Source organism: Ovoidimarina sediminis, assembly GCF_032586175.1.
In the GTDB taxonomy this organism is placed as follows: Bacteria; Pseudomonadota; Alphaproteobacteria; order Rhodobacterales; family Rhodobacteraceae; genus Ovoidimarina; species Ovoidimarina sediminis.
Map to the genome: position 1 here is coordinate 200,075 of NZ_JAWHTE010000002.1, position 12,032 is coordinate 212,106.

Below are 12,032 nucleotides of genomic sequence, written 5' to 3' on the forward strand. Positions count from 1 at the left end.
GCGGCTGCGTTCCTAGGTTTTCCCTTCAATTCGAATCCCGCGTCAGGAGAAGCCAAATGGGCACCGTCGCCGTAACGGACGAAACCTTCGATGCCGAAGTTCGGCAGTCGGACATCCCCGTCGTAGTCGATTTCTGGGCAGAGTGGTGTGGCCCCTGCAAGCAGATCGGCCCGGCGCTCGAAGAGCTGAGCGCGGAGTACGAGGGCAAGGTGAAGATCGTGAAGGTCAACGTCGACGACAACCCGAACTCTCCCGCCCAGATGGGGGTGCGCGGCATTCCGGCGCTGTTCATGTTCAAGGACGGCCAGGTCGTGTCGAACAAGGTGGGCGCGGCGCCGAAAGCGGCGCTTGAAACCTGGATCAAGGAAGCGATCTGATCCGCCACCCGCCAGGGATGACCGGAAGGGCGCTGTCTGGCGCCCTTTTCTTTTGGCGATCCGGGCGTCAGCGGTTGCGGCCCGTCGGGTGCAGCGCCATATAGGCCCGCGAACATGAATTCGGAGCTTTCGGATGTCTGACGCATTTCCCGGCTGGCACGGGACAACCATCATCGGCGTGCGCAAGGGCGGCTCTGTCGTCATCGCGGGCGACGGGCAGGTGAGCCTGGGCCAGACCGTCATCAAGGGCACCGCACGCAAGGTGCGGCGGATTTCGCCGGGCGGATCGGATGTGCTGGTGGGGTTCGCGGGATCGACGGCGGATGCCTTCACGCTGCTGGAGCGGCTGGAAAAGAAGCTGGAAGCCGCGCCGGGGCAGTTGCAGCGGGCCTGCGTGGAACTTGCGAAGGACTGGCGGACCGACAAGTACCTTCAGAAGCTGGAAGCGATGCTGATCGTATCGGATGGCAGGGATCTTCTGGTGGTGACGGGGGCGGGCGACGTTCTGGAACCCGAGCATGACGTGACCGCGATCGGATCGGGCGGGAACTATGCGCTTGCCGCCGGGCGGGCCTTGATGGACGGCGATCTTTCGGCAGAAGAGGTGGCGCGGCGCGCCATGGCGATTGCCGCCGATATCTGTGTCTACACGAACGGAAGCCTTACGGTGGAGACGATCACGCCATGAGCGAACTGACCCCGCGCGAGATCGTATCGGAACTCGACCGTTTCATCATCGGGCAGAAGGACGCCAAGCGCGCCGTGGCCGTCGCGCTGCGCAACCGCTGGCGGCGCAAGCAGCTGTCGCAGGAGATGCAGGACGAGGTTTACCCCAAGAACATCCTGATGATCGGCCCGACGGGTGTTGGGAAGACCGAGATCTCGCGGCGGCTGGCGAAGCTGGCCCGTGCGCCGTTCCTGAAGGTGGAGGCCACGAAATTCACCGAGGTCGGCTATGTCGGCCGGGATGTGGAGCAGATCATCCGCGACCTCGTGGAAGCTGCGATCACGATGATGCGCGAGCAGATGCGCGAGGATGTGAAGGCGCGCGCCCAGCAGAATGCCGAAAACCGGGTGCTGGAGGCGATCGCGGGCGAGACCGCGCGGGAGCAGACGCGCGAGATGTTTCGCGAGAAGCTTCGCAATGGCGAGCTTGACGACACGATGATCGAGCTGGACGTAGCCGATACGGCGAGCCCGTTCCCCAATCTCGAGATTCCGGGCATGCAGCCGGGCCAGGGCCCCGGCATGAACCTGGGCGATATCTTCGGGCAGGCCTTCAAGGGCCGCACCAAGCGGCAGAAGATGACGGTGGCCGAAAGCTACGACATCCTCGTGACGGAAGAGGCCGACAAGCTTCTGGATGACGAGGTGGTGAAGCGCAACGCGGTCGAAGCCGTGGAGCAGAACGGCATCGTCTTCCTCGACGAGATCGACAAGGTGGCCGCGCGGTCGGAAACCCGTGGCGCCGATGTGAGCCGCGAAGGTGTGCAGCGCGATCTTCTGCCCCTGATCGAGGGCACGACGGTGTCGACGAAATACGGCCCCGTCAAAACCGATCATGTGCTTTTCATCGCGTCGGGTGCGTTTCACGTGGCGAAGCCGTCGGATCTTCTGCCCGAATTGCAGGGCCGGCTTCCCATTCGCGTGGAGCTTCGCGCGCTGACCGAAGAGGATTTCGTGCGCATCCTGACCGAGACGGACAATGCGCTGACACTGCAGTATTCGGCGCTGATGGGGACGGAAAACCTGACCGTCAGCTTCACCGAAGACGGGATCGCGGCGCTGGCGCGGATCGCGGCGCAGGTGAACCAGTCGGTCGAGAATATCGGGGCGCGGCGGCTTTACACGGTTCTGGAACGGGTGTTCGAGGATCTGAGTTTCACCGCCCCCGACCGGGCCGGCGAAACGGTAACCATCGATGGGGCCTTCGTCGAAAAGCATCTTGGCGATCTGTCGGCGGATACCGACCTGAGCCGGTACGTGCTGTGATGTGCGCGCGCGGGTCTGCCGCGTGACGCTTGGCGCATTCCTCGTCCGGAACCGGGCGTTCCTGGGCGCGGGCGCGCTTCTGACCTTTCTGTCGAGTTTCGGGCAGACCTATTTCATCTCGGTCTTTTCCGGCGAGATCCGCGAGGCGTTCGGGCTGAGCCATGGCGACTGGGGCGGGATCTATGCCGCCGGCACGATCGCCTCTGCCATCGTCATGGTCTGGCTTGGGGCGCTGACCGACCACTACCGGGTGCGGGCGCTGGCGGGGTTCGTTCTGGTCGGGCTTGCGGTCGCCTGCCTCGTGATGGCGCTGAACCCGCTGGTCTGGATCCTGCCCGTCGGTGTCTTTCTGCTGCGGCTGTTCGGACAGGGCATGGCGAGCCACGTGGCGACGGTGGCCATCGCGCGGTGGTTTGTCGCCACGCGCGGGCGGGCGCTGGCGATCGCGTCGCTGGGTTTCGCAGCGGGGGAGGCGGTTCTTCCGCTTCTGTTCGTTTTCCTTCTGAGGATGACGGAGTGGCGGCTTCTCTGGATCGGTGCCGCTGTGGTTTCGGTTCTGATGATCCCGCTGATCATCCGGCTTTTGCAGGCGGAGCGGACGCCGAAATCCGTCGCCGAAGAGACCGAGGCGTTTGGCATGCGCGGGCTGCACTGGACGCGGCGGGCGGCGGTCGGGCACTGGGTGTTCTGGATCATGGTGCCCGCGATGCTCGGACCGGCGGCCTTCACCACGGCGTTTTTCTTTCATCACGTGCATATCGCCGAAGTGAAGGGATGGTCGCACCTCGATCTGGTGGCGCTGTTCCCCGTCTATACGCTGGCCGGGGTGATCGCGATGTTCGTCTCCGGTTTTCTGATCGACCGGTTCGGGAGTTCGGTGATCGCGGCGGTGACACAGGCGCCTTTCGCGCTTGGCTACCTGATCTTCGGGCTGACCGATACGCTGGCGCTGGGGGCGGTCGGTATCGTCTGTATCGCCGTCGCGGCGGGGATGAACACCACGATGCTGGGGGCGATCTGGGCGGAATATTACGGGACGCGGTTCATGGGATCGATCAAGGCGCTGGCCATGGCGGTGATGGTTCTCGGGTCCGCGCTGGGGCCTGCCGTGACGGGGTATGCCATCGATCTTGGGATCGACTTTCCCGATCAGCTGACGGTGATCGCGCTGTGGTTCTGCGGCGTCTGCGTTCTGGTTTCCGTGGGGCTTTACCGCGCGCGGCGGTTATTTGCGCTGACGCCGGAGGTAGACGTAATACGCCCCTGAACCGCCGTGGCGCTGATGCGCCTCGGTCACGTCCTGGACGATTGCGGCCATGGGGCCCTGGCGGAGCCAGATCGGCACCTGCCGGCGGAGAAGCCCGGGGCGGCGGGGCACCGGATCGTCATCGTACTGGCCGCGGCCCTTGCCGGTGATCACGAGAACGAGGCGGCGGCCCGCGGCATGGTTTTGCAGGATGAAGCCCTGAAGGGCGGGTTGGGCATCGGCGAGCGTGAGGCCGTGCAGATCGATCCGCGCCTCGGGTTTCAGCTTGCCGCGCTGGAGGTTGCGCTGAAGCTTGCGGTCGAGGTTCGGGGCGGCGGGGGCGGCCGGCAGGCTTGCCGTCCGGTTCTTGAGGTGGCCGCGGCTGCCGATCGCGAAATCTTCGGGCAGTTCGGCCCTCGGGGCGGGTTTCGGGGCGGCGGGGGCGGTGGGCTGAAGCAGGGTCTTGGCCTTGGCGGCGGCCCGTTTCGGGGTGTTCGGGAGCGGCGTGACCTTTGCGGCCACCCGATCCCAGAGCGCCTGTTCCTGGGTGCTGGGCTTTCGTCCGCCGCGACCGCGCACCGGATCAGCCTTCGCCCGTCAGGCGAAGCGCCTCTTCAACCGGAAGAAGAACGATCATGCGCCCCGGATCCCGGACCTTTCCCGCCGCGCGCCCGGCCTCGGCCCCGGTGCCGAAAAAGATATCCGCGCGCTGGGCACCCTTGATGGCCGAGCCCGTATCCTGCGCGATCATCAGGCGGCGGAAGGGCGTTGCGCCATCGGTTTCGATCCAGACCGGGGCGCCGAGCGTCACGTATTCGGGATCGACGGCGATGGAGCGCAGTGTCGTGACCGAGCGGTTCATCGCACCGAGCGGGCCGGCCGACGAAGGCACAGCCGTCACCTCGCGGAAAAAGATATAGGAGGGGTTGTGCCGGAGGAGGCGCGCGCCCTCTTCGGGGTTCTGGCGCACCCAGTTGCGGATCGTCGCCGCGGACACCTGGTGCGACTGGAAAAGGCCCCGGCGGACCATTTCGTTTCCGACCGAGCGGTAATCGTGCCCGTTCCGCCCGCCATAGCCCACGCGGATGCCGGTGCCGTCGGGCAGGCGGATCCGGCCCGAGCCCTGGATCTGGAGGAAGAACACGTCGACGGGATCGTCGATCCAGGCGATTTCGAGGCCCCGGCCCGAGAGAAGCCCCTGTTCCTCGATCTCCCCCCGGCTGTACCAGCGCGATCCGGCCTGCACCTCGGGCGGTTTGCGGTAGATCGGCCAGCGGTGGGTGGCGGTGCGGACCTTCGAGCCCGAGAGTTCGGGTTCGTAATAGCCGGTGAAAAGCCCCGCCAGGCCGTCTTCGATCAGGACGGGGCGGAAGAACACCTCGAAAAACGAGCGGTCCGCGCCCTGATCCTGCGCCGCGGCGCAGATCGCCTCCCAGTGGCGGCCTTCGAGATCGGTGCAGGTTTCGAGGAAGGTGGTGACGGCGGCGGCGTGATCGTCTTCCGCCCAGCCATCGAGATCGGACCAGTCAAGCAGGGTATGGGTGGAAGCGGCGATGGCCTGTCCCCCGAAAAGGGCGAGCGAGAGCGTCAGCGCCGCAAGTCGTGCATGGATCATTCGCCGGTCGCGACAAGCACCCAGTTCGGATCGTTCGACCCCATGATGCGGCTGAACGTCCAGCCGTCGCGGTGGCGCTTGATCTCGCTTGCGTTGCCTTCGACGATCTCGCCATCGGCGTTGCGGACGACCGATGTCATCTCGCCGATGAAGCGGACGGTGACTTCGCCCTCGTTTGTCGCGCGATCGAAGCTTGCATTCTGAAGCGAAACCTCGCGGACACCGATGAAGTTCGCCTCGACCGTCAGGCCTTCGCGTTCGCGTTCCGCAATCACGGAATCGAAGGCTTCGGCCACCTCGGCGGAGAGGAAGGAACGCACGTCTTCGAGATCGCCGTTTTCGAAGGCCATGAGGATCATCTCGTAGGCGCCGCGTGCGCCGCCGAGGAATTCGGACACGCTGAAGCCCGGTTCGGCCATCTTCATCGCGGCCAGCGCCTTTGCGGCATCGGATCCATCTTCGACGTGATCCGTGATGTCGCGATCCGGCCCGCCTTCGATCACATCGAACTCAGGGCGGCCGCGGCGGCGCGACACATCGTTGTCCGATACGGAGGCAGGCGGTTTTTCAAAACCATCGCGGGTTCCAAGCACGCTCCGCAAACGCAGGATCAGGAATACGGCAATGCCCGCGAGGACAAGCAGTTGAATGATTGCGGAGCTCATAGAATCCTCTTTATGCAACAGCCGGTGTTGGTATTGCGTCACCGGTTCTTATGTAGGTCACGGGTGGTGCGAAGTCTACCACACCACAGGCAAGGCTTTGGATGACATGTGGTTGTTGGCTCTCTTTATTGCGGTTCCGTTGATCGAGATCGCGCTGTTCATACAGATCGGAGGCGCGATCGGCCTGTGGCCGACGCTTCTGGTGGTGGTGCTGACGGCGATTGCCGGGACGGCCCTTGTGCGAAGCCAGGGCCTTCATGCGTTGAGTTCGCTGAAGTCGTCGGTCAACGAATTGCGCGATCCGTCGGAGCCGCTGGCCCATGGCGCGATGATCCTGTTTTCCGGCGCGCTTCTTCTGACGCCAGGGTTTTTCACCGACACGGTCGGTTTCCTGCTTCTCGTGCCCGGTGTGCGAAACTGGGTGATCGCGCGGGTCCGCGAGCGCGTTCAGGTGACGCAGTTCGAGTACGGGACGCGGGCGCCGCACGAGCCCCGGCCCGACGATGTGATCGACGGCGAATACGAGGAGGTCGGGCCGGAGCCGCGGCGCGACCCCAACCGCCCCTCGAAACCCTCGGGCTGGACACAGCATTGAGGGTCTTCCGCCGCTCTGCTAAGTGCGCGGGCAACAGATTTTCGATTGGGAGCCATCCATGACCGACGGTACGAACGGCAACGCAGCGCCGGGAGGCGCACAGGCGCCGCTGAAGATGCAGATCCTCGCCCAGTATATTCGCGACATGTCATTCGAGAATGTCGTGGCGCAGAAGGGCGTTCAGGGCGAAGTGACCCCGGATGTGCAGGTTCAGGTCGCGCTTGACGCCAAGAAGCGGCCGGTTCCGAACCAGTACGAGGTGATCACGAAGTACAACGTGACCTCGCGCAACACCGCCGACAAATCGCCGCTGTACGTGTGCGAGCTGGAATATGCCGGGATCTTCTCGATCGAAAATCTCCCGGAAGAACAATTGCATCCGTTCCTCATGATCGAATGCCCGCGGATGCTGTTCCCCTATGCGCGCCGGATCGTCAGCGACGTGACGCGCGACGGGGGTTTCCCGCAGCTGAACATCGACAACATCGATTTCGTGCAGCTGTATCGCCAGACGCTTTTGCAGCGGCAGGCACAGCAGAAGGCCGAAGAGGGCGCGGCGGCCGACGGCGGGAACGGCGAGGCCTAAAGCCTTACCAGAGCGATTTGTCGCCCATCTGCGCCACGAAAGCGGCATGGGCGGCTGCTTCCGCCTCGGTCAGGCGGGAGGGAAGCGGGTTGGGCCGCGGGCGCGGACGCCAGACCGTTTCGGTGCCGGCGGAGGACGCGGCCGGGCCGCTGGAGGACAGCGCGAAATCCGGCTGCCGCCCGCCGATCAGTTCAAGATAGACCTCGGCCAGGATTTCACTGTCGAGCAGCGCGCCGTGCAGCGTTCGGGACGAGTTGTCGATCCCGAACCGGCGGCAGAGGGCATCGAGCGAGGCCGGGCTTCCGGGAAAGCGGCGGCGGGCGATTGCGAGCGTATCGATGGCGCGATCATCTGGGATGCGCGGCAGGTTCAGCCACGAAAGTTCGGCATTCAGGAATTTCATGTCGAAGGTGGCGTTGTGGATCACGAGCGGCGCGTCTTCCACGAAATCGAGAAACGCCTGCGCGATGTCGCGGAAGACGGGTTTGTCGGCCAGAAATTCGTCGCCCAGCCCGTGAACCGCGAACGCCTCTTCAGGCATGGAGCGTTCCGGGTTGATGTACTGGTGATAGGTTCGGCCCGTTGCGATGTGGCCGCGCAGTTCGACCGCCCCGATCTCGACAATCCGGTCGCCTGTTTCCGGATCGAAACCGGTTGTTTCCGTATCGAGAACAATTTCACGCATGGAGTTCTGCCCGTATCGCTTTGACGATATCCTCGACGGTTCGGCGGGCGCCTTCAAGGGTAGAGGTTTCGATCACGTAATCCGCGCGCGCGGCCTTTTCCGCGTTCGGCATCTGGCGGGCGAGGATTGCGTCGAATTTCTGCGTCGTCATGCCCGGGCGCTCGAGGACGCGGGCGCGCTGAACTTCCGCCGGGACGGAGACGACGGCGACGGCGTCGACCGTGTGTACGAGCCCCGTTTCATAGAGAAGCGGGATGTCGAGCAGGACGATGTCGGAGGTTGCTTCCGCGATGAACCGGGCGCGGTCTGCGGCGACGAGCGGGTGCACGATGGCCTCGAGCCGGGCGAGGTTGGCCGTGTCTTCCATGATCCAGGCGGACAGCACCTGACGATCCACCCGGCCCGCCGCATCCACCGCGGCCGGGCAGAGCGGGGCGATCAGCGGCCCGGCCGGCCCGCCTTCAGCATAAAGGCGGTGCACGGCGGCATCGGCATCCCAGACATCTATTCCGAGATCCGCGAACATCGCGGCCGTCGTCGTCTTTCCCATCCCGATGGAACCGGTGAGGCCGAGGCGAAACGGTGTGGCGCGCGCGTTCATGTCTGGCGCAGAACGACCTTGCGGGTTTCCTCGTCGACCGTGGGGCGCACCCCGAACCAGCGTTCGAATCCCGGCGCGCCCTGGTGGAGCAGCATTCCGAGACCGTCGACCGCGATGCAGCCCGCCTCGCGCGCTTCATTCAGAAGCCGGGTTTCGAGGGGCGAATAGACGAGATCGAGCACTACCGAGCCGGGCGAGAGCCCGTCGAGGGGAATGCGAAGCTCGGGCTTGCCTGTCATCCCGAGCGAGGTGGTGTTCACGATGAGGGCCGCGCCGTCAAGCGCGTTGCCGGCCTGCACCCAGTCGAACACCTCGATCCGGTTGCCGAATTCAGCGCGGAGCGCCTCGGCCCGCGTGCGGGTGCGGTTCGTCAGGCGGATCGACGGGACATTCGCCGCGATCAGGGCGGAAAGAACGGCCCGCGCCGCACCGCCGGCGCCGATCACCGCCGCGGGGCCCATGTCGGGCGTCCAGTCGGGGGCGCCTGCCCGCAGGCTATCCATGAACCCCTGCCCGTCCGTATTGTCAGCGAAAAGGCGGCCGTCCTTCTGCCATGTGAGCGTGTTCGCCGCACCGATGAGGGAGGCGCGATCGGTAACGGTATCGGCCAAGGACAGAACCGCGACCTTGTGGGGGATCGTGACGTTGATGCCAACGAAGCCGAGCATGGGAAGGGTTTTCAGCGCGGTCGGCAGATCTTCCTGCGCGATATCCATCGGGATGTAATATCCCGCGATGGCATGGCGCCGAAGCCAGTAGGTGTGAAGGCGCGGCGAGAGGGAATGCGATACCGGCGACCCGATCACGCCTGCCAAGGGTATTCTGTTGTTGGTCATGTCCCTGTCTCCCCCCGCAGGGTGAGGTAGGACAAAACCTCCAGCAGGGGAAGCCCGAGGATTGCGAAGTGCGATCCGTGGATCTGCGCGAAAAGCTGTGCCCCGTCGTTTTCGATCTGGTAACAGCCGACGCTGGAGGCGACGCGGGGCCAGGCGGTTTCGAGATAGGAGGTGATCCGGTCGGGGGAAAGCGCACGCATTGTCATGCGCACCGAACTGACCTGGCGCCAGACGGGCCGGGCCTCTTCGAAGATGACGGCGGCCGAATGGAGGAGGTGCGTTTTCCCGCTGAGCTCTTCAAGCTGGGCCTGGGCTGCATCGCGGTTTTCGGCTTTCGAGAACAGGCGCCCGTCGCATTCGAGAACCTGATCGGCGCCAAGCACCAGCCGGTCGGGAAAGCGCGCGGCGATGCGGGCGGCTTTCAATTCCGCGAGCGCATCGGCCACATCGCGGGCCTTGTGACCATCCGCGAGAAGCGCGGCCTTGACGGTTTCCTCGTCGATGCGGGCCGGATGAACCTCGCAAGCCACGCCGTTCCGCTCCAGCATCTCGCGGCGAATTTCGGATCCCGAGGCAAGGATCAGGGGATGAACCATGGTGAAACCCTGTGGACAACGCGTGGGATTCATAGCGCCGGATCGGGACGAAACGCCATGCCCAGGCGCCGCGCGCGATTTTCGCGACTTCATCCCGGGTTAACCGTCGGTTCATCCCATGTGGAAAATGCGGAAGGGCGGTGCGGTGAACAGATCAGGAGAAGTCTGCAAGGGTTACGCCATCGCTTAGGATGAAAGTTAACATTCTGTAAACGTTAGTTAATTATTGATGTATTCCCTGACGGAAACCGCAAACGAAAAGCCATGAGCGCCAAACGCTTGTGGACCCTTCTGTGGATGAAGAAGTTATCCCCGTTATCCACGGTCCCTATAAAGAACCAAATCTTTTCTCTTTCATATTTATTTATTTTTGGAGATGACACGGGACATGGCCGGGATGCTTGCAGATCTCTACCCGTGGGTGAAGTCGTTTCATGTGATCTCTGTGATCGCGTGGATGGCGGGGCTGTTCTATCTGCCGAGGCTGTTCGTCTATCACACCGAACAGGTCGAGCTTGGATCGAAGACGGACGACATGTTCAAGACGATGGAACGACGTCTGCTCAGGGCGATCATGAACCCGTCGATGATCGCAAGCTGGGGGTTCGGCCTTCTTCTTGTTCTGACGCCGGGGATTGTCGACTGGTCGACGGTTTGGCCCTGGACGAAGCTTGCCGCGATCCTGGGCATGACCTGGTTTCACATGTGGTGCGCCGCGCGGCGCCGTGCCTTTGCCGAGGGCCGGAACGATCGTGATGGGCGGCATTACCGGATCATGAACGAGGTGCCGACGCTGTTGCTTCTCGTCATCGTTTTCTCGGTGATCGCGCGGCCGTTCTGAGTTTGGTTGACTCAAGGAAGGCGCTTACCTATCTAGGCCCTCACACCCGTCCGGGTGTGGACCATCCCGTTTTGTGAAGCTTGCGGCCCTCGCGTTGCCGCGCTCAGGATTTCTTTCCCATGACCACTGACCGTCTGAATCTGTCCGAGCTCAAATCCCAGAGCCCGAAGGATCTTCTTACCCTCGCCGAAGAGCTTGAGATCGAGAACGCCTCGACCATGCGCAAGGGCGAGATGATGTTCTCGATCCTGAAGGAGCGCGCGGACGAGGACTGGATCATCGGCGGCGAAGGCGTGCTTGAGGTTCTGCAGGACGGGTTCGGGTTCCTCCGCTCGCCCGAGGCGAACTACCTTCCGGGGCCCGACGACATCTATGTGTCGCCTGACATGATCCGGCAGTATTCGCTTCGGTCCGGGGATTCGGTGGAAGGGGAGATCCGGGCGCCGGGAGAGAACGAACGCTATTTCGCGCTGACCAACGTTGAAAGCATCAACTTCGAGGATCCGGAACGCGCGCGTCACAAGGTTGCCTTCGACAACCTGACCCCGCTTTATCCTGACGAGCGGCTGAAGATGGAAATCGAGGATCCGACGATCAAGGATCGGTCGGCCCGGATCATCGATCTTGTGTCGCCGATCGGGAAGGGCCAGCGGTGCCTGATCGTGGCGCCGCCGCGGACAGGCAAGACGGTGCTTCTTCAGAACATCGCGCATTCGATCGAGGCGAACCATCCGGAATGCTACCTGATCGTTCTTCTGATCGACGAACGGCCCGAGGAAGTGACGGACATGCAGCGTTCGGTGAAGGGGGAGGTGATTTCATCGACCTTCGACGAACCGGCGACGCGGCACGTGGCTGTTTCGGAAATGGTGATCGAGAAGGCGAAGCGGCTTGTGGAGCACAAGCGGGATGTCGTGATTCTGCTTGATTCCATCACGCGCCTGGGGCGCGCGTTCAACACGGTGGTGCCGTCGTCGGGCAAGGTGCTGACCGGTGGTGTGGATGCGAATGCGCTGCAGCGCCCGAAGAGGTTCTTCGGCGCCGCGCGGAATATCGAGGAAGGCGGAAGCCTGACGATCATCGCAACCGCACTGATCGACACCGGCAGCCGGATGGACGAAGTTATCTTCGAAGAATTCAAGGGCACCGGTAACTCGGAAATCGTGCTGGACCGGAAGGTTGCGGACAAGCGGGTGTTCCCGGCGATCGACATCCTGAAATCCGGTACGCGGAAGGAGGATCTGCTGGTCGACAAGGTGGACTTGCAGAAGACCTTCGTGCTGCGCCGGATCCTGAACCCGATGGGGACGACGGATGCGATCGAATTCCTGCTGTCGAAGTTGAAGCAGACCAAGACCAACTCAGAGTTCTTCGATTCGATGAACACCTGACTTATT

The 12,032-nt window shown here is 63.5% G+C and carries 15 protein-coding genes; 8 read left to right on the forward strand and 7 right to left on the reverse strand.

Features of this window, described 5'->3' with window-relative positions; translation table 11 throughout:
- Positions 1 to 56 precede the first annotated feature (56 nt).
- The 4 genes from trxA (at position 57) to RXV90_RS03920 (ending at position 3,636) form a co-directional block, all read left to right on the forward strand.
- The gene (trxA, locus tag RXV90_RS03905; RefSeq protein WP_316647006.1) at positions 57 to 377 is read left to right on the forward strand and encodes a thioredoxin; all 321 of its coding nucleotides are present in this window, start codon (positions 57 to 59) and stop codon (positions 375 to 377) included.
- Between the two features lie 133 nt (positions 378 to 510).
- Complete coding sequence (gene hslV, locus RXV90_RS03910; protein ID WP_316647007.1) at positions 511 to 1,065, forward strand: ATP-dependent protease subunit HslV; 555 nt, start codon at positions 511 to 513, stop codon at positions 1,063 to 1,065.
- On the forward strand, positions 1,062 to 2,369 hold the full coding sequence (gene hslU, locus RXV90_RS03915; RefSeq protein ID WP_316647009.1) for an ATP-dependent protease ATPase subunit HslU: 1,308 nt from the start codon (positions 1,062 to 1,064) through the stop codon (positions 2,367 to 2,369). The genes hslV and hslU overlap by 4 nt, the downstream gene beginning before the upstream one ends.
- A 1-nt stretch (position 2,370) precedes the next feature.
- Positions 2,371 to 3,636 (forward strand): MFS transporter, encoded by a 1,266-nt coding sequence (locus RXV90_RS03920; RefSeq protein ID WP_316647010.1) that lies wholly within the window; start codon positions 2,371 to 2,373, stop codon positions 3,634 to 3,636.
- Here the strand turns inward: RXV90_RS03920 and RXV90_RS03925 are convergent.
- The 3 genes from RXV90_RS03925 to RXV90_RS03935 are packed head-to-tail and all read right to left on the reverse strand — an operon-like array spanning position 3,595 to position 5,895.
- A complete protein-coding gene (locus RXV90_RS03925; protein ID WP_316647011.1) occupies positions 3,595 to 4,194 on the reverse strand; it encodes a Smr/MutS family protein in 600 nt (199 codons plus the stop codon). The two genes, RXV90_RS03920 and RXV90_RS03925, sit on opposite strands and share 42 nt — an antisense overlap.
- 4 nt (positions 4,195 to 4,198) lie before the next feature.
- The gene (gene mltA / locus RXV90_RS03930; RefSeq protein WP_316647012.1) at positions 4,199 to 5,230 is read right to left on the reverse strand and encodes a murein transglycosylase A; all 1,032 of its coding nucleotides are present in this window, start codon (positions 5,228 to 5,230) and stop codon (positions 4,199 to 4,201) included.
- Positions 5,227 to 5,895 carry a Tim44/TimA family putative adaptor protein gene (locus RXV90_RS03935; RefSeq protein ID WP_316647013.1) on the reverse strand — a complete coding sequence of 223 codons (669 nt, stop codon included), beginning with the start codon at positions 5,893 to 5,895 and terminating at the stop codon, positions 5,227 to 5,229. The genes mltA and RXV90_RS03935 overlap by 4 nt, the downstream gene beginning before the upstream one ends.
- Positions 5,896 to 6,001: 106 nt before the next feature.
- On the opposite strand from RXV90_RS03935, the gene RXV90_RS03940 reads away from it, so the two are divergent.
- The gene (locus tag RXV90_RS03940; RefSeq protein WP_316647014.1) at positions 6,002 to 6,490 is read left to right on the forward strand and encodes an FxsA family protein; all 489 of its coding nucleotides are present in this window, start codon (positions 6,002 to 6,004) and stop codon (positions 6,488 to 6,490) included.
- Between the two features lie 58 nt (positions 6,491 to 6,548).
- The gene (gene secB, locus RXV90_RS03945; protein WP_316647015.1) at positions 6,549 to 7,076 is read left to right on the forward strand and encodes a protein-export chaperone SecB; all 528 of its coding nucleotides are present in this window, start codon (positions 6,549 to 6,551) and stop codon (positions 7,074 to 7,076) included.
- Positions 7,077 to 7,080: 4 nt separating this feature from the next.
- On the opposite strand, the gene dnaQ is transcribed toward secB, so the two are convergent.
- Genes dnaQ through RXV90_RS03965 form a run of 4 tightly spaced genes read right to left on the reverse strand, consistent with a single transcriptional unit; the run spans position 7,081 to position 9,794 of the window.
- Positions 7,081 to 7,761, reverse strand: a complete 681-nt coding sequence (gene dnaQ, locus RXV90_RS03950) for a DNA polymerase III subunit epsilon (protein WP_316647016.1) — start codon at positions 7,759 to 7,761, stop codon at positions 7,081 to 7,083.
- Positions 7,754 to 8,362, reverse strand: coding sequence for a dephospho-CoA kinase (gene coaE / locus RXV90_RS03955; protein WP_316647018.1), 609 nt, complete (start codon positions 8,360 to 8,362; stop codon positions 7,754 to 7,756). Before coaE ends, dnaQ begins: the two co-directional genes overlap by 8 nt.
- Entirely contained in the window at positions 8,359 to 9,198 is an 840-nt protein-coding gene (locus RXV90_RS03960; RefSeq protein ID WP_316647020.1) for a shikimate dehydrogenase, read from the reverse strand. Before RXV90_RS03960 ends, coaE begins: the two co-directional genes overlap by 4 nt.
- The gene (locus RXV90_RS03965; RefSeq protein WP_316647021.1) at positions 9,195 to 9,794 is read right to left on the reverse strand and encodes a Maf family protein; all 600 of its coding nucleotides are present in this window, start codon (positions 9,792 to 9,794) and stop codon (positions 9,195 to 9,197) included. The genes RXV90_RS03960 and RXV90_RS03965 overlap by 4 nt, the downstream gene beginning before the upstream one ends.
- Before the next feature lie 388 nt (positions 9,795 to 10,182).
- Here RXV90_RS03965 and hemJ point away from each other — a divergent pair, with 388 nt between their 5' ends.
- Positions 10,183 to 10,635, forward strand: coding sequence for a protoporphyrinogen oxidase HemJ (gene hemJ, locus RXV90_RS03970; RefSeq protein WP_316647023.1), 453 nt, complete (start codon positions 10,183 to 10,185; stop codon positions 10,633 to 10,635).
- Between the two features lie 119 nt (positions 10,636 to 10,754).
- Positions 10,755 to 12,026 carry a transcription termination factor Rho gene (gene rho / locus RXV90_RS03975; protein WP_316647024.1) on the forward strand — a complete coding sequence of 424 codons (1,272 nt, stop codon included), beginning with the start codon at positions 10,755 to 10,757 and terminating at the stop codon, positions 12,024 to 12,026.
- The last annotated feature ends 6 nt before the right edge of the window (positions 12,027 to 12,032 follow it).